This window comes from Thermoactinomyces sp. CICC 10523 (genome assembly GCF_016055105.1).
Taxonomy (GTDB): Bacteria; Bacillota; Bacilli; order Thermoactinomycetales; family Thermoactinomycetaceae; genus Thermoactinomyces_A; species Thermoactinomyces_A daqus.
In genome coordinates this window covers 93,403-110,486 of sequence record NZ_JAECVX010000010.1, presented here as the reverse complement: position 1 = coordinate 110,486, position 17,084 = coordinate 93,403, and the positions used below count along the sequence as shown (strand labels likewise).

The following is a 17,084-nucleotide window of genomic DNA, read 5'->3' as shown; positions in this document are numbered from 1 at the left end:
TTTTACCAGAAAGGCAGATTTCTGATGAGTAGAATAGTAAACCCGGTTCAAGTGGGTTTATGCGGATGGGGAGATCATGATTTGTACCCGCCGGGAACGGGATCGCGGGAGAAGCTGGCGATTTACGCCGGTTATTTTCCTGTAGTGGAAGTGGACAGCACCTATCATGCGATCGCCCCGAAGGAGCGGATGGAGCGATGGGCAGAGGAGACACCGGAGTCATTTCGCTTTGTCGTCAAGGCTTACCGCGAATTGACCGGTCACGGGCGAACGGAGCGGGCGCCGGTACGCTCCTGGACGCAGCTGGTCGAAGAAATGATCGAATCGGTTATGCCGATGATGAAGTCGGGCAAACTATCAATGTTACTTTTTCAGTTCCCTCCTTGGTATGATTGTAGCCAAAAACATGTGAAATATATTCGCCGGGTTCGGGAAGCGTTTCGCGATTTTCCGGTGGCGATCGAGTTCCGCAACCAGAGCTGGTTCCGGGCGGAGTTTCATGATAAAACGCTGCAATTTTTGGAGCGGGAAAAATTGATACACGTTATTTGCGATGAACCCCAGGCCGGGGAAGGTTCGGTTCCGGTTGTACTGGCGGTGACGAATCCGGAGCAGGTACTGATTCGCTTTCACGGACGCAATCGGTCTGGATGGAATAATACCGGCCAGCCCAACTGGCGGGACGTCCGTTATGCATACCGTTATTCCGATCAGGAGCTGGAGGAATGGGTCGGGCCGATTCGGGAATTGCAGAAAAAAGCGAAGAGCATTACGATCCTTTTTAATAACAATTCGCAGGGGGATGCCAAGGACAGCGCCATGAAAATGATCGGGAAATTGGGATTGCAGTTCGAGGGGTTGGCGCCGAGACAGCTGGCCTTTTTTGAATAACCGGATGTGAAAGCCGGCCGGCAAGAGAGCCGACTTAAGGGAGGTTTTTTGTGGGCTTGATAAAACGATTCCACCTTTTGCATACCAATGATTTGCACAGCCGTTTGGACGGGGCGGCGCAAATTCACCATCTGGTCACTTCGCTTCGGGAGAAATGGGCCGCGCAGGGAGAAGAAGGACTTTTAATCGATGTCGGCGATCATATGGATCGCATGCGCATGGAAACGGAAGGGACGGATGGGTGGGTAAACCGGGCGATTTTGGAGAAAACCGGCTATGATTTGTTTACATTTGGCAACAATGAATTGCTCACTTTTTCCAAGGATCATCTTGATGCTCTCTTCCGTGATGCTTCTTTTTCGGTGATCAGCAGCAATGTTTTTGAATACGGAAGCGATCGCCAGCCCGGTTGGCTTTCGCCGTACAAGATCAAGGAAGTAGCCGGGGTGAAATTTGGTTTCCTGGCGGCGACGATTCCGTACCCGCTGGTGTATGAGCAAATGGGCTGGACCGTGAAAGATCCGCTGACCGTTCTGAAAGAGGCCGTTCATTCTCTGCGGGGGCAGGTGGATTTGCTCATTTTGCTGTCGCATTTGGGATTGCCGAACGACCGGTTGCTGGCAGGCCAACTGGAGGGAATTGATATGATTCTCGGTGCGCACACGCACCATTTGCTCCCCGAACCGGAGCGGGAGAAGGGGACATGGATCGCGGCGGCCGGCAAGTTTGCCGAGTATCTCGGCCATGTTTCCTTGGAAATCGATCTTGAGCAGAAGCGTTTAATCCGTGTGGAGGGGCGCTGTTATGAGCTGAAAGGCCAGGAGGCATCGGCTGAAATTCTCAGTTTGATTGACCGCTACCGGGAAGAGGCGGAACGTAATTTGTCCGAACCCATCACTTATTTGCCCGAACCGTTGATTACCGACTGGTATGGTGAAGCGCCATTTGCCAATCTGCTGGCTGACAGCCTGCGTGACTGGGTGCAGGCCGACATCGCCCTGGTGAACAGCGGCCAATTGCTCAAGTCGGTCCGTTCCGGCCTGATTACCCGCAAAGATTTGCACCGGGTTTGTCCGCACCCGATCAACCCGGCTTTAATCAGGATTAAAGGAAAAGCAATCAAGGAGACGCTGGAAGAATCGCTGTTGCCCGAATTTCAGGAACAGCCGATTCGCGGATTTGGCTTTCGGGGAAAAGTTCTCGGATCGATGGCTGTGTCGGGAATGAAGGTAGAGTATGATTCCCGTGCCAAACCGCATGAAAAAATTCTTCGCATCATGGTAGGGCCGAGGGAACTGAATGAGGAAGAAGAATATGAGCTGGCCACCATCGACATGTTTACCTTTGGTGCCGGATACCTCGGCTTGAAAGAAGGGGAGATCATTCGCTTTTATCTGCCTGAGTTTTTGCGGGATTTGCTGGCAGTGCAGCTCAAAAAAACAGATGCGCTCCAAAGATGCAGGGAGCCGAGATGGATTGATGAAACAAGGAAACATTCATGTCTTTTCGGCACAACCCAAGTGTGAAAGCACAAGCAAAATCAGGTGGGGTGCGGGAACCGCGCTTCGGATTGCGATGGCTCTTTCTGAGATGGATTCCGTGGATCATTCTTGAAACGCATTAATAAACCATTTATTGTTAACCTAAAGGAAAAACCTCGCAAAAGGATAAGCACTGTTCTACAATATACATAAGGGAGGTTGCCGCGATGAGTTTTGTGGATGAAGTATATTCGCTATACAGGGATCAGTTAAATGATGATGAAGAAGATGCGGTTGCGATCGTTCTCAGCATTCTGGAAGAGCAGTCACGCGAGAATGTACTCCAGTTGATTGATGAGATGAGCGATGATGAGATTATGCAGATGCTGGGTGTCTATTTGGTGGAGATGCTGAAAATGAAAATGATTCAGGATGGAAAGCTCCAGCCGCACAGGTCGTTGTTAACTCCGTCCCGGTATCATTGATTCATAAAAAAATTGGCGCATTCTCTCACTTTTTTGGGCGTTTGCTCATACTTTGTTGTAAGAAGTAAGGGCTGAGGAGGGAATGCGCTTGATTGAGATGAAGCCGATTGACATCGATGGTCGCCAGGTTCTCGGAATCGAGGTTAAGTTGCCGAAAACAACATTGCTGGTGATCACAACCGATAAGGGATATATCATGTGTGGAGCATTGGATATCGCTTTATTGAACGAACGTCTTTCCGACCGCAACATAATTGCGGCAAGGGCAGTGGGAGTCCGTACATTGGAACAGCTGCTCGATGCTCCCCTCGAATCGGTTACGCACACGGCCGAGTCGATGGGAATTACTTCGGGAATGACGGGCAAAGAAGCACTGGTCAAGATGATGTGAAGAATACCTTTGTTGATTTTTGTCTACAGCCTCACCTTCGGATGTGATGTTCCGAAGGTTTTTCATTTTCCGCGAAAGTGGATTGCCGGTCAGGCCGTCCTGTCTCACGGATCAGTATGGCAGCAAAGCCGCAATCGATCTGCCGCCTGTTTCATATCGTCCGGAAGCGGGGAGGTGAAACGCATTTCTTTCCCCTGCAAGGGATGGAGGAAAGAGAGCACGCTGGAATGAAGCGCTTGCCTTTTGATCAGGGAAAGTTCCCCTTGATACAAGCTGTCTCCCATAAGGGGAGCTTGTAAATGAGCAAAGTGGACGCGAATTTGATGCGTTCGTCCGGTTTCCAGGCGCACCTCGACCAAGGCTCCCTGTTCATTTTGGTCTCGCACTTGATAATGGGTAACCGCATGCTCTCCGCCCTTCTTTATCTTCCGGCGGGTGGGGTGGCCGGGATCACGACCGATCGGGGCATCAATCGTGCCGGCAAGACGGGGCAGAGGGCGGCCGAGCAGCGCCAAATATCGGCGTTCGATTTTTTTCTGCCGCAGTTGCCGGTCGAGCAGCTGGTGCATGTATGCATTTTTGGCAATCAGGATCAAACCCGAGGTATTCCGGTCGAGGCGGTGAACGGGTCTCGGTACGCCCGAAACCCCTTGCTGTTCCCATACATGCAGGATGCCGTGAACCAGAGTGCTCCTGTCATCGGGACGGACGGGATGAACGGTCACCCCGGCCGGTTTGTCGATTACCATCAGATCGAGATCTTCATAAACGATGGTGAACGGCACCGGCTCGGGTTGCAGATCGGATTTCTCGAGCGGGCGAACGGCAGCCTTGATCTGATCGCCTGTTTTCACTTTTTGTTTCATCCAGGGGGAACGTCCGTTTAACAGAATTCCCTTCCGCCGGGTTAACCGATTGATCATGCGGCCGGACAGCTGGAGGGGGCCTTTGAGAATTTCTTCAACGGTCATCCCTTCCAAATCGGCCTTGATCGTATAGGTAATCCATTTATTGTTCATTGTTTTCACCATGGCGTTTTCCCTTTTCCAAAGATGTGATAAAGAATATGGTTTAACTACAGTTTAACTCCATTCAAACAAAAGGCAAACGTACCATGAAACATAAATGTGAATGTCTTTTTGGGAAAAACCGGGGATGGAAGAAAAAATGAGCGGAGAGTGCTGCCCCTTGACTGATCATTCGGAACCGGGGGAGCTCAAGGCGGAAGAACAGAGAGGGTGGGTAAAATGAATGGGAGGAATTTCCCGTTTGCGGTGATTTTTTTCGACGGGGTATGCAACTTCTGCAATCATTGGGTGCAATTTTTGCTTAAAAAGGATAAGGCCGGTGTTTTTCGTTTTGCCTCGTTGCAATCCAAAGTGGCCTGTTCCGTTTTGCCTGGATATGGAATTGAACCGGGGGCGCTGGAATCGATCGTTTTACTGGAAAACGGACGATGTTACACAGAATCTGCAGCAGTCCTGAGGATTTGCCGGCGGCTGAAAGGAGGATGGAGATGGTTTTCCCTCCTTGGAGCGATTCCGCGTCCGGTTCGCGATTATCTGTACCGCCAGGTGGCCAAACGGCGTTACCGTTGGTTTGGGCGTACCGAGAGCTGCATGGTGCCGGACAAGGAGATGCGGGACCGCTTTCTTGAAGATTTTTAAACCAATTTGATCGGCCGCACCACATCCCTCTGTCGAAAAATCGCCTTCCGATTTTTTCACGAATTGCTGAAGGTGTCCGGAGATCGGGGAGGGCGGGAGGCGGTCGGAAAATATGCGTTCGCCAGGGAATGTGTGAAGTCGTTAACAGGTGAGAGAAATTGATGCAAGGGGAGATTACCGAGATGTCATCCTGAAGCGATGAACCCGGAGGGACGATTGATCCGAAAGTCTCCATACCAAGGGAAAAGTTGTCGCAAACGGATAAAGGGAAGGCTCCCTTTCATGATGGGAATGGTTCGGTACCCAAGAGCACCAAAATTTTTCTTTCACACACGAGTAAGGAAGCCCTCCATTTTTTAATCAATCGGTTCGGTATCACTTGGAGGATCGCCGAAAACGCCGAGATACACCACAGGAAGCCCCTCCTTTTTCAACTTACCCCTTGGCCAGTTGGAAGTATTGCTTCGAGTATTTTGCGTAGTTGGGTTCATCATTGAGTGCCAGATAGGCTTGTGCCAGTCCAAACAATGCTTCAAGCTTGCTGCTGGTATCCGTATCTAACTCATAGACTTTTAATAAATATTTGATTGCATCGGATGTTTTTTGTTCTGCAAGTAAGATTTTTGCTATATATAGCAATGTTTTAGAGTATTTTAACATATCATTTTCTCTATTTGCAATTTTCGATGCTTTCTGTAATATGTCGTGAGAAAGCTGGAATTCTTTTTTCTCAAAATAGACAATTCCGAGCTTTTGATATGCTTCCAGGAGGAGCCAGTGTCTTCGCGAGATTTTGCTTTTCAAATCAATGGCTGCTTTCAGGCATTTTTCGGCGCGGTCAAGTTCTCTACGCCCGCGGTAAATGTCGGCCAAGGTGATGTACAGCTCGAGTTGCCGTTCAAAATTATCGTTAATTCTCGCAATTTCCAGTCCTCTTTGCGCACAGGCGGCCGCTTCGTCATAGAGTTTGATCTCCATTTTCAGTTTTGCCTGCAGATCATAGATGCCGATCGCTGTTTCGATATTGATATCAAGTGAATCCACGGTGATTTGCTCCAGGGTTTTCAGTGCTTCCTCCGCTCTCCCCAATGCGCGCAGATAGATCGCCTTATTGGTTAAAAGGATGGTGTAATAATATTTTCGCTCCCCGCCAGGATCAAAACTTTTGATTCCTTCTTCCACATAGCGCAAGGCTTTCTCTTTGTTTTTGGTGTGTTTAAACTCGATGACCGACAGGTTGTTCAAAATGCAGGGTTTTAAATTATGCGGTTGATAGTCGACAGTTTTTTCGATCTCCTGCAAGGCCTTGTGAAAATACTCAACGGCTTTGTTGTTTTGCTTTAATTTGAAGTGACATCTTCCTTTTAAAAAGTGAAGAAGTGGGCCATCGTAGGAAGGGGGGAGGTTGGAGAGTTCTGCAAGGGTTTTTTTGGGGTCGGCGTACAGCTTGTTCTCCAGGATCAGCAAATCCAGCCGGCGTTCTTCGGCTTCTTCCTGATCTTTTTTGGAAAGTTCGCTGAGAGACAGATCCAGCTTACGGAGAAGGTAGCGAACCTTGACATGATTTTGCGTCAATCCGCGTTCAATTGAGGAGAGAGTGGCCCGGGGAATATAGTCATCAGCCAGATCGTCAAGGGTCATCCCGCGTTCCTTGCGAGTTTTGCGGATCAGTTGCCCGACCTTGACAAAATCCATTAAGCTTGGATACCTCCTTCTCTACTATTCGCATTTTTCTAACAAAATATATCACAACGTGTGTGGCAGTTACAACATGATTTTTGATATTTTTTGCAGTATAAAATTAATTATTACTGCACTTCCAGAAATATACGAGATATTTTTTTTATTTTTTGGCAGAAAAAATACCATAGAAGAATATTTCCGCAATATAGAAAATATTTATCTAATTCTAATAATTGATTGAATCAACCTTCAGCTCTTCTTTATACTAAGTTTGTAAGGGAAGAAAAGAAGCAAGAGTTCCAAAAAGATTGGATCCAGACAAAAGAAAAAGCGAATTCTTGATCGCCTCTTCCTTCCGGGAAGAGAAGCGAATGGATAAATCCGTTCCCGATTTTTTGGTGAAAGGAAGTGTCACGGGTGAAAAGGATGATCTTTTTAAATTTGAATAATGACCTTAAACGGGTTTTGTTGCAAGCGCTTCAGAAACAGATGGAATATTTTTATAACAAGAGTTTGCAAGAACCCCGCAAATTTTTGTCCGCCGTCTATTATGAAGAGGCGAAAATGCTGGAGGAAGCCATGTCACAAATTCAGACACAATGGACGGAGGCTCTTCCCAGCGCACAGGTGGTATCTCCCCCGCCCTCCGATTTGTGTGCGGAAGATGAGCGCCAATTCTATGTATCCTTTTGTGAACTGAAAAACAAAAAAATCGGCTCTCTGTTTGCTTTTACAGAGGAAGCGGAGCCGATCGAGGTCACGTACGACAACAAAAAGGGATTTACGATTAAGGTAAATAATTGCATTTCTGCACAAACTTACGATCTGGATACAGCCTTTTTCACGTTCCTGGACTTGATTGAGGAATAACCTTGCCGGTTGCATGATTAAAAAAGCACTTTCCCTAAGGAAAGTGCTTTTTTGTGGCTTGAGTTTAGCGGACTTGGTTCAAGCGAACAACGTTGGCGGATTGGGGTCCGCGTTCACCCTCTACGATATCGAACTCAACCGGTTCGCCTTCTTCGAGGGTTTTGAATCCATCGGCTTGGATCGCGGAGTAGTGTACGAATACATCGCCACCGTCTTCGCGCTCGATGAATCCATAACCTTTTTCAGCATTGAACCATTTAACCTTACCCTTCATCTTAGGGCCTCCTTCTTCCATTAAAAAGCGGTCAAACTCAAGCACTTGAAAACCTTTTGTTACGCTAAACAAGAGGCCACAAGATGAAACTTGACTTGCATCCGACTTTTTAACGCTTAATTATAAACACATCATAACACGCCCGTCGAAACGGTTCAAGTTTTTTCCTTCCTTATTGGAATAAATGTTGATAGGCGGAAAGATCGATCTGTTTTTTTTGCAGTGTTTTGATCAACCACTTGTGATCCCGTTTGGGTGTGGCCAAAATGTAACCTTTCACGATATGTTCTTCCGTTAATTTTTCAGCCTGTTCATGCAAAACCAGTTCACCGATTTTTCCGGCAATTTTCTGTTTGGCCACATCGCGGAACAGTTTGGGCACGGGTTCAACCAGTTCATTTAACAGCGCTTTTTGTTCATCCGACCAGAGATGCAGCGTTTGGTTTATATAATACTCCTGCCAATCGAGGATCGATTTCCCGTCTTCCTTGGGCAGTGCTTTTAAAAACTTGCGGAACATGAAGTAACCGCCGATTGCCAGGAAAAGGAGAAACACGATCCAGAAGAACAGATAGAACCATTCAAGCCATGCAGGTACTGTCACAGAAGGCCACACCTCTTTTCTCGTCCTCTTTCAAAAATTCATTATAACGAAGGGGAAAGTACAGCTGCAAGTCGGAGCCGGGACACACGCCGATTTCATGACGGGAAAAAGGCATAAAAAAACGCCTTCTTCCATTTATTTGGAGAAAGCGTTCCTAGGTTTTCCGCTTAGAAAAAAGTGTGGATGGCATAACCGATCAGTCCCCAGCAAGGAATACTCAAGAGAGAAGCATTGATTAAACCGACAAGTGCATTGTTCATCTGAATGACCTCCTGTGTGATTTTTTGATTTATGGCAATTCCGCTTGGAAATGATGATCCTTATCCAATCAAGAGACGAACTGCGAAATAAATGATTCCCCATACCGGAAGGCTCATGAGCGTTGCATTAAACAAACCGATTGAAGCGTTATTCATGGCTGTTTCCCTCCATCAATCTCTTGATGAGTTTATTATAGAATGGCTTTTTGCGTTTGTCCGCGATTTTACGCAATTGAAAACGAAATGTAATCTTGCGGTTACGTTAAGACGCTTTTTGAAACAAAAAAACATCCTGACAAATGAGGGCATTGCGCATCAAAAAGACTGATTTTCAAGGCTTGCAGTGGAGGTCACACCATCGTGCGCCTGTGCGGGCCCGGTAACATAAAACCGGGCTCTGAAATATTGTTGTAACATTGCCGGAAATATTGACGTTACTTCAGCGCTGGGCTATACTCTCACCCGTGCCTGTTTTTTGAAAAAATGCATGTCTTTTCGGTACAACCCAAAGGATGAAAATCCGGTAAACCCGGATGGATGAGTGCGCCCCGCCCCGACATGTGACGGCACTTTGACAGAAGAAAAAAGGAGAGCGTGAAATGCAACCAAATCAAAAAGGGATAAGACCGGTCACTCCGCAATATGATCCTTGGGATGCATGGATGACGAGAGCCGCGACAGGAAAGTACGAATTGACCAGTGTGGAATTTACGGTAACCAACCTTTGCAACTTGCGATGTGAGCATTGTGCGGTTGGAGAGACACTGGTGGAAAGGGAAGGACTGCCGATCAGCGTAGATCAGTTGATCCGTCGTCTTGATGAAGTGGAGACATTAAAAACATTAAGCATTACAGGGGGAGAGCCGATCTTAAATCCCCGTGTCGTAAAAGAAACGATTCGTCCGTTGCTTAAATATTGCCGGGAGAGGGGGATTTATACCCAGCTCAATTCCAACCTGACCTTGCCGTTAAGCCGGTACGAGGATTGGATCGAGGATTTGGATGTCTTACATATTTCCTATAACTACCGGGATGCGGAGGATTTTTACCGTATCGCTTTTCAGAAAGCAAAAAAAGACGTGGATTTTAAAACGGCGGAGACCCTGTTTAACCGGTTGAAAGAAAATGCGCGCCAATTGTCCGCACAAGGTGTTTTCATTTCAGCCGAGTCGCTGTTAAGCCCGTTTACTTCCCGCCATATCGTGAAGATGCATCAGGATATTGCGGAAATGGGCTGCAAGCGGCATGAAGTTCACCCCCTTTACCCGAGCGATTTTGCAAGGGGAATGGAGCTGCTGACACTGGATCAGTACCGGGAAACGGTGCACCGCCTGCTCGATGGACACCATCCGGAAGTATGGATCTTGTTTGGCACCCTTCCATTTTACCCGTGCAGCGACAAAGCGGAGGATCGCGAGCTGTGGCAAAGGCTTCATCGTGAGCCGAATGTGACGGTCAGACAGGATCCCGATGGACGCAACCGCCTGAATGTCAATGCGTTTACCGGAGATGTCATCGTGACGGATTTTGGGGATGTTCCCGCTCTGGGAAATATCAAAACAGACCGGCTGGACGATATTTTTCAGCAATGGCTGGAACATCCGCTGGCCAAGAAAACCCATTGTTTTTGCCTGAAAGCGAAATGTGCCGGCCCCAACCTGTTGGTCGCCCATGCTTATTATGCCGATTGGGATTTCAGCAAACGCCGTGCCAAAATTGAAATACAGTGAAGGGGAAGAGATCTGTTTTCAAGTTGCTGTCACATGACGGGGAGAGGGGCTCCTCCCCTGCTTTCCGTGATGTCGGTTTTGACTTTCTTCAGGCTGTGCCGGAAAGACATGAGTGTTTTTTGGGGAGTCAGACAAAATACGGGGAGTACACGTTTGCTCGCAACCTTTTTACCAAAATCGAAGTAAAAATATAAATATTTGAATATAATGTTCTGTATATTTATACTATTGAATATAAAACAAAAAAGGAAGTGAGATCGTTGAGCTATTCTTCTCTTCGTCAAGCCGCGCGAGATTCTTTGCGGGGGAAATGGGGCATCGCGGTCGGAGTTACAATTTTATATCTTATTTTAGTTAACGGTGTTCCGACCATTATTGATCTGTTTTTGAAGCCGAGTGATCCGCAGAACGAATTGGACGGGGTGTCGCTCCTTAACACACTGATTCAATTACTGTGGTGGATCTTTGTATATGCTCCGCTCATTATTGGATATGTCGTGTTTATCATGAAGTTGGTGCGCCGGCAAGAAGCAGAAACCGGGGATCTGTTTTCACGTTTTAAAGGGGAGTGGTATCTCCGGTCCATCGGTGTGGTTGTGTTGCAATCAATTTATATTGCATTATGGAGTATACTGTTGATCATTCCCGGGATTATCAAGTCCTATTCTTATTCCATGGCTTATTATATCCTGCTGGATCATCCCGAATATTCGGCATTCCAAGCGATTACGGAGAGCCGGAAGCTGATGAACGGCCACAAGTGGCAGCTGTTTGTGCTGCATCTCACGTTTATCGGCTGGTTCCTTTTGTCCTTCATTTCGCTGGGAATCGGGTTTTTCTGGTTAATTCCCTATTTCAATGCGGCACAGATGCAATTTTATTTGAAAATCAGCGGCCAGTCTACGGAAGCATCAATTCGCTGACAAAGAGAAACCCATCCGTCCGGTTTTCCTGGCGGATGGGTTTGTCGTGCGATTGTCGCCTGCCCGTGAGTCTTTAAATTGCGTTTCTTGATCTTATTGCCCGCGTGCCGGCGACACAGGACGCAGGCGTCTGCGGGGGTTTTCCGGATCGGTACGGGGTCAATCCGTTCGGTCAAATCGAGGGCATCGGCCACTCTTCCGAGGTGATGGAATAAATTTCGTGGTCCTCCCATTTGCCGTTGATGCAAAGATAACGTTTCGAGAGGCCTTCATAACGGAATCCCGCTTTTTCGACCACGCGTTTGGAGGGGAGATTGCGCGGCATAATGGCGGCTTGGACACGGTGCAACCCGGCCGTCGCAAAAGCGTATTGAACCGCTAATTTGACTGCCTCGGTCATATATCCCTTTCCTTGCATCCGTTCATCCATAAAATATCCGATTGTGCAGTTTTGCCAGGCCCCGCGCACGACATTGCTCAGGTTGACCCGGCCGATGAGGGAATGGTTTTCCAGCAAAAAAATGCCGAAGGGATATCCCTGATCTGATTTCCATTGCCGGATCGCCTGCTCGATGGCGGAATGTTGTCCGGCGGCAGTGAAGTAGGATTCCGGCCGGATCGGTTCAAAGGGTTGAAGAAAGGAGCGGTTTCGCTGCACCAATTCCAGCATCGGTTGTACATCGTCCAGCGTCAATGGGCGAATGCGGATTTTTTCTCCGTTTAACATATCTCCCTCCGTTGCTTTTGTATTTCTCTGCGAGCAAAACATAATAACCCTTTATTTGGAACTTTGTCAACAGGCTGCTTTTTATTAATATTGTTTTTTCTGTGAGTAAAAATTCGGTGGTGTGAAAATGGAACCCGGATTCCGGACCGTTTGACAATGGGTTATGGAAATGGGTGATCCAAACAGAATATAATGAACTTAGGACGTTTATTCTTTTTACTGTGTGTGGTTGTTGACAGCAAGGTTGTAGTCATCGGAGGAGTGCATATGGATCTGTTTCAAAAATTTGTCCGGGAAAACGTGGACGGGCCGGAGCAATCGAAATCGGAACGCATTCTTTTGGTGCCGCGTCCGTTGGAAAAAGAGTTTGAGCACTTTTGCCGCAAACGCAATCTCAGTTTTAATGAAGGGTTGATCATGCTGATTGAAACAGCGCTCAACCAGGAGAAGAAGCCAAAGCAACCGGAAGAGGAGGCTGTACAGCCGAATCCGCAAATGTTTATGAACGATGCTTTGTAACCTTCGTTGTAAAGAAGCCGGAACCCGTCTGTATCCGGCTTCTTTCCGTGTGAGTGCATCGCTGGACAGGGCCGTGGGGGGCTTCCTTCGCATTTTGTTTTCTGAATTGAGATACGATTGGAACCGCTTTCCTACGCAATCATGTCCGCTTTTGCCATCCATGATTTCGCGTTTTTTCACCCGGTCTAGCACGAAAAGGAGGGACAGCATGATCGTCAGGAAGAAGGAAAACGGGTTTGTCTTGATCAAACAGCATGATCACAGTTTAGTCTCAGGGGAATTTGCTGCGCATGTAAAGCAGGAGATCGAACCGCGGGAAACAACCCTCTATGCCATCTCCCATCATGATATCGGATGGAGGGAATTGGATCAATCAGTGTTGTGGAATGATGATGCGGATGCTCCCTATTCATTTGATCAGTATCCGATGTTGCCGAAAGTGAAAGCCTACAGCGAAGGAATTTCCAAGGTAGAATCGTTCTCACCCTATGCCGGATTTTTATGCAGCAAACATTTTGCTTCGTTTTTTCAAGATGCCAAAGATCCGGTCGGACAGCAATTTCGACAGCAGGAACTGACCCGGCAACATCGTTTGCGAAAAGGTTTTACCGGGACGGAAGAAAGAAACAGCGACGCCAACTTCCGATTGTTGCAGTTCTGTGATGATCTGTCGCTCTTCCTCTGTTTGAACGATCCGGGGACCAATGAGCATCCTTGGTACAGAAACGGGATTCGCTATGGGGGAACAACATATCAATGGGTGTGGGAAGGGGAAGAGCAGCTTCGCTTGGCTCCTCAGTTCTTCAGTTCTTCCTTTGACATTGAGCTTCCGTATCAAGTGGTGGACAAGAACCGGGATATCATCGGGCGGGGAACGTATCGCTTTCGCATATCCGTTTGAACATTGGACGGGCTGGTTGACTTTTTTTCCGGGGCAGACCAGCCCGATTCGCTTTTGAGAAACATTTTGCTTCTTCGCCCAAAGGCCGCTGCAAAAAAGCCAGTCCCCATCTGCTTGCAAAAGACAATGAATCTTCCGTGTATTGTGAGTTTTGCTTGCGGCCGTTAAGGGAAATTTTTCAAAGAAAAAAGGAACAGGTGAGAATGACCGATGAAAATTACAGGATTTAATCATTTGACAATACGGGTGAACGATTTGCGGCAAAGCCTTCCCTTTTACCTCGATGTTTTGGGAATGAAGCTGGTTCATCGCGGGCGGAGCGATGTTTATCTGGAGTGGGGAGAGGCATGGATCTGCTTGATAGAGACGAAGCAGCGGCGGAGACAAGAGGGAATGGGAATCGACCATGTCGCTTTTACGATTGCGGAGGAGAATTTTTCCGAAGCCGTTTCCCGATTAAAGCAGCATGGAGTGCCCTTTGTCAGGGAACCTGTGTTTCGCGGAGGGGGATGGTCTGTCCAATTTACTGATCCGGATGGGACAGTGTTGGAATTATTTACGGGGACTTTGGAGAAGCGGATGAAAAATTGGCGATAATCGCATAAAAAAAGTATGTTGGCTGCCCTGATCACGGTCGGTCAGGGAAATGAATAATTATTAATTTTTTTGTATAAAAATTAATTGCGGGAGGGACGGTTTGAAGACATCGGTAATATGTTTGACTGGGAGACGGATTTCCGGCCGGTTTGCTTTCCGCTTAAAATTCACGGAGTGAAAGATTGTTTTTGCTGATATCCTCGGCAAAAGGAGGGAGATGTCCATTCGGGCAATGGGAATTTTTAAAATTTTAAAAGCAAAAAGTCGCCTTCTCTGCCGTTTAAAGATTCATCTTTATAGTGGAAATGTTGCTTCTTATACAGAGGAATAAAAATATATTCGTGCCGGTTTAAATAGTCGATAAAAAAAATATATCAGGAAATTTTACAAAATTGTGTTGAAAAAAGTACGATTTGTGTAATATTATAGGGAAAAGAAATGGATATTGTACATGATCTTTCCAATTGAGGCGGACCACTTTTTTCCATTGGAAGGCGGAAAATCGGACTGACAGCGTGTTCTCCTGTTGCCGGCTTTTTTGCAATGAATAATTATAAATGGAATTGCTTGTCGGCGGATTGCACCGCCTTACCCTTAAGGAGGGGGATAAAGTGAAAGATCCCAAACAAATATTGGATTCCTGGCGTACTGATATAAAGTCGCATAACCTCTTTTCCAATTTGCTCATGCAATTCGATTTGGAGTATCCCAATTCGGGAAAAAATCGTAAAAAACCGGTTCCCAAGCGGCATCTCAACCGGACGGTGGCGACTCTTTCCCTTTGCCTGGTCACTGGTTTGACCGTTGGCGCGGGTTCAGCCTTTGCGGAAAGCGAGTGGGGCAAGGATACACCGCCGCTTGACCAGCCGGCTTCTAAGGTGGGCGTCCAAGCTCAGCCTCCCCGGGCGGAGGATCGTTCAGTGGAGCAGATCATTCAGGACCGGCCGACCGAAAACGGCACAGGAAAGGATTTTCAGCAATTAAAGCCCGATGTGCCCGTTCAGGAGAAGCAGACTGAGCGGAGAAGCCTGAATAATGCGAACTCTGTGCTTGATCGGCCATCCGAATCCAGGGAGGATCAGTCCCGGGAAACCCAAACAAAACAACCGGATCACCAGCTTCAATCAGGTCAGCATCAGGAATTGCCTCCGAAGTCAAATACATCACCCCATGCGACTGACCAATCCAAAGAGGCATCATCCAAGGCGGCCAAGCACAGCCAGACCCATCATTATGTTCCGCCTGTGAGGACGGTTCAGGGACATGAACAGTCTGAAGGTTCCAAATACAGTGCTTCCCGATTCGAGATGCAGTATGCTTCAGGAGCAACCCATTCTCCAGATGTCACGGCGAATTCCAAACAACCTTCAGAGAAACTCGCAGCGGAGCCCAAAACAGTAAACGGCGGTGCTCTTCCGAAAACAGCCAGCGGTGATTTAAATGGTGTAGTGTTCGGTGGTGCAGCTGCTCTGTTGGGGTCCGCTTATACCATGTTCAGAGGCAGGAAGGATCAAGCTTGAAATGGGATCGGTGGCTGGCTTGTCTCCTGGTTACGCTCGGTTCCGCCTATGCCGGTTATTCGGGTATCCAGTATTATGAAAAAATCAGAGCGGTTCAACATGTTTCCGCTGATCTGGCAGCGCTGGCAGGCGACCGCAAAACAGCGGATGCGACACAGAAAGCGGCAACGGATGGAGGACACGACCGGGTTGTCGTTCCGTACAGGAAACGTCCAAAGACTGGCCAACATTTTGCTGATTTGATCATACCAAAATTAAAGGCGAAAATGCCCGTTATTGAAGGAACCGACGAAGATGAGCTTGCTGTCGGAGTCGGGCATTATGCGGGAAGTGTGCTTCCGGGTGAACCGGATAACTGCGTTTTATCCGGTCACCGCGATACAGTTTTCCGGCATGTCGGGGAGTTGAAACAGGGTGACGAGTTGCAGGTCGTTACTTCGCAAGGAACATTTGTCTATGAGATTACCAGGACATGGGTGACGGACCCTGACGATCGGTCGGTGATCGTTCCACTTGGAAGGGCTGTTCTCACATTGACCACATGTTACCCATTTTCATATATAGGGCCGGCTCCAAAGCGGTATATTATCCAGGCACAGCTGAAGGAGAAAATAACGATTCCGCAATGACGGTACAAGGAGGATGAACAATGGAACGGCCGATAATTCGTCGAAAGGTGCTCCGGTTTCTGTTTTGGGCTTTGCTTCTTTACACGGCGCTGAGCACCACCGTTGTCTGGGCGATTCAGTTTGGGTTTATTGCTGTGCCGCCCAGGGCAGCCGTCGTCGCCGGTCCGGCGAAAAACACAAGTTCCGCTGCTCCCTCATTGAGCGAGGTCGCTTTCAGCGAGCAGTTTGCCAGAGAGTATTTGCTCTGGACACACGGAAAGGAGGAGTCCCGGGCCGAAAGGCTCAAGCTGTTTTGGAAGCCCAACCTGGATGTACAGGGAGGATTGGACTTTTCAAAGGCCGGCTGGGATTCCTATGCACGAAATGTCGATGTCTGGTCAATCAAAGACCGGCCGGATCAGTCGGGAATCAAAGATGTCACCATCTATGCAGAAACCATTTTGACCAATGTCAACAACCCGAAAGAGGAAAAGCGGGTGGATCGCTATCTTGTGGTGCCGATTAAAAAAGCGGGCGATTCATACATTGTTGTCGATATCCCGCACTTTATCGCACCTCCGGTCGCGACTGTACAAGATCAGAGCGGGGATGAACCCGATCAGGATCAAGGGGAGATGGTAAATGATTCTACGCGGAGACAAGTGGAAACATTCATGAAATCTTTCTGGAAAGTATATACAACCGGTGAACCAAATGAAATTGCCTATTTTCGCAAAGATGGACAGCCGGCCTCCGGCTTGACCGGGATCATGGGATTTGTCGACTTGAAGAATTTGGCTGTCTACCGCAAGGACGACACTTATCATGCCGAATGCGATGTCACATTGCAGGATCTGGCCTCGGGGGCGCAGCTGAATTATCATTATGATTTTGATCTCGTACAGGTAGGCGACCGTTGGTATGTATCAAGAATGGGACAAGGAGAGGTTTAG

19 protein-coding genes are annotated in these 17,084 nt (G+C 47.8%); 14 read left to right on the top strand and 5 right to left on the bottom strand.

Translation table 11 applies throughout. The features are described from left to right. Positions 1–24: 24 nt before the first annotated feature. From I8U19_RS12970 to I8U19_RS12955, 4 genes are all read left to right on the top strand, one after another. Positions 25–891, top strand: coding sequence for a DUF72 domain-containing protein (locus I8U19_RS12970; RefSeq protein WP_033099540.1), 867 nt, complete (start codon positions 25–27; stop codon positions 889–891). Between the two features lie 50 nt (positions 892–941). Then, positions 942–2,417 carry a bifunctional metallophosphatase/5'-nucleotidase gene (locus I8U19_RS12965; protein ID WP_198056087.1) on the top strand — a complete coding sequence of 492 codons (1,476 nt, stop codon included), beginning with the start codon at positions 942–944 and terminating at the stop codon, positions 2,415–2,417. A gap of 182 nt (positions 2,418–2,599) precedes the next feature. Then, positions 2,600–2,857, top strand: a complete 258-nt coding sequence (locus I8U19_RS12960; RefSeq protein ID WP_033099539.1) for a DUF6154 family protein — start codon at positions 2,600–2,602, stop codon at positions 2,855–2,857. Positions 2,858–2,945: 88 nt separating this feature from the next. Beyond that, on the top strand, positions 2,946–3,248 hold the full coding sequence (locus I8U19_RS12955; RefSeq protein WP_198056086.1) for a YunC family protein: 303 nt from the start codon (positions 2,946–2,948) through the stop codon (positions 3,246–3,248). Positions 3,249–3,352: 104 nt separating this feature from the next. Here the strand turns inward: I8U19_RS12955 and I8U19_RS12950 are convergent, their stop codons facing one another. Continuing rightward, positions 3,353–4,279: an RluA family pseudouridine synthase gene (locus I8U19_RS12950; RefSeq protein ID WP_052153937.1), complete on the bottom strand. Its 927-nt coding sequence runs from the start codon at positions 4,277–4,279 to the stop codon at positions 3,353–3,355. A gap of 216 nt (positions 4,280–4,495) precedes the next feature. Here I8U19_RS12950 and I8U19_RS12945 point away from each other — a divergent pair, with 216 nt between their 5' ends. Then, positions 4,496–4,915, top strand: coding sequence for a thiol-disulfide oxidoreductase DCC family protein (locus I8U19_RS12945; protein ID WP_033099537.1), 420 nt, complete (start codon positions 4,496–4,498; stop codon positions 4,913–4,915). Positions 4,916–5,350: 435 nt separating this feature from the next. Here I8U19_RS12945 and I8U19_RS12940 read toward each other — a convergent pair whose 3' ends face one another. After that, entirely contained in the window at positions 5,351–6,610 is a 1,260-nt protein-coding gene (locus tag I8U19_RS12940; RefSeq protein WP_033099536.1) for a helix-turn-helix domain-containing protein, read from the bottom strand. 405 nt (positions 6,611–7,015) lie between these two features. Between I8U19_RS12940 and I8U19_RS12935 the strand changes: the two genes are divergently transcribed. Next, positions 7,016–7,468, top strand: a complete 453-nt coding sequence (locus I8U19_RS12935; protein WP_033099535.1) for a hypothetical protein — start codon at positions 7,016–7,018, stop codon at positions 7,466–7,468. Between the two features lie 64 nt (positions 7,469–7,532). Here I8U19_RS12935 and I8U19_RS12930 read toward each other — a convergent pair whose 3' ends face one another. Then, entirely contained in the window at positions 7,533–7,742 is a 210-nt protein-coding gene (locus tag I8U19_RS12930) for a cold shock domain-containing protein (RefSeq protein WP_033099534.1), read from the bottom strand. Between the two features lie 172 nt (positions 7,743–7,914). Beyond that, positions 7,915–8,346 carry a DUF2621 family protein gene (locus I8U19_RS12925; RefSeq protein WP_198056085.1) on the bottom strand — a complete coding sequence of 144 codons (432 nt, stop codon included), beginning with the start codon at positions 8,344–8,346 and terminating at the stop codon, positions 7,915–7,917. 859 nt (positions 8,347–9,205) lie between these two features. Between I8U19_RS12925 and yfkAB the strand changes: the two genes are divergently transcribed. Together yfkAB and I8U19_RS12915 are read left to right on the top strand one after the other, a co-directional pair. Continuing rightward, positions 9,206–10,336 (top strand): radical SAM/CxCxxxxC motif protein YfkAB, encoded by a 1,131-nt coding sequence (yfkAB, locus tag I8U19_RS12920; RefSeq protein WP_033099531.1) that lies wholly within the window; start codon positions 9,206–9,208, stop codon positions 10,334–10,336. Between the two features lie 260 nt (positions 10,337–10,596). After that, positions 10,597–11,259, top strand: a complete 663-nt coding sequence (locus I8U19_RS12915; RefSeq protein WP_033099530.1) for a DUF975 family protein — start codon at positions 10,597–10,599, stop codon at positions 11,257–11,259. 172 nt (positions 11,260–11,431) lie between these two features. Here the strand turns inward: I8U19_RS12915 and I8U19_RS12910 are convergent, their stop codons facing one another. After that, positions 11,432–11,986, bottom strand: coding sequence for a GNAT family N-acetyltransferase (locus I8U19_RS12910; protein ID WP_198056084.1), 555 nt, complete (start codon positions 11,984–11,986; stop codon positions 11,432–11,434). 267 nt (positions 11,987–12,253) lie between these two features. Here I8U19_RS12910 and I8U19_RS12905 point away from each other — a divergent pair, with 267 nt between their 5' ends. The 6 genes from I8U19_RS12905 to I8U19_RS12880 all read left to right on the top strand — a co-directional run bounded on the left by I8U19_RS12905 (position 12,254) and on the right by I8U19_RS12880 (position 17,084). After that, entirely contained in the window at positions 12,254–12,505 is a 252-nt protein-coding gene (locus I8U19_RS12905) for a hypothetical protein (RefSeq protein ID WP_033099528.1), read from the top strand. Between the two features lie 208 nt (positions 12,506–12,713). Beyond that, positions 12,714–13,406 (top strand): DUF3891 family protein, encoded by a 693-nt coding sequence (locus I8U19_RS12900; RefSeq protein ID WP_198056083.1) that lies wholly within the window; start codon positions 12,714–12,716, stop codon positions 13,404–13,406. A 210-nt stretch (positions 13,407–13,616) separates the two neighbouring features. Continuing rightward, positions 13,617–14,003, top strand: coding sequence for a VOC family protein (locus tag I8U19_RS12895; RefSeq protein ID WP_198056082.1), 387 nt, complete (start codon positions 13,617–13,619; stop codon positions 14,001–14,003). 611 nt (positions 14,004–14,614) lie between these two features. Then, the gene (locus I8U19_RS12890; protein ID WP_198056081.1) at positions 14,615–15,523 is read left to right on the top strand and encodes a hypothetical protein; all 909 of its coding nucleotides are present in this window, start codon (positions 14,615–14,617) and stop codon (positions 15,521–15,523) included. Continuing rightward, a complete protein-coding gene (locus I8U19_RS12885) occupies positions 15,520–16,152 on the top strand; it encodes a class D sortase (protein WP_232337272.1) in 633 nt (210 codons plus the stop codon). The genes I8U19_RS12890 and I8U19_RS12885 overlap by 4 nt, the downstream gene beginning before the upstream one ends. Positions 16,153–16,172: 20 nt before the next feature. Further along, the gene (locus I8U19_RS12880; RefSeq protein WP_033099525.1) at positions 16,173–17,084 is read left to right on the top strand and encodes a conjugal transfer protein; all 912 of its coding nucleotides are present in this window, start codon (positions 16,173–16,175) and stop codon (positions 17,082–17,084) included.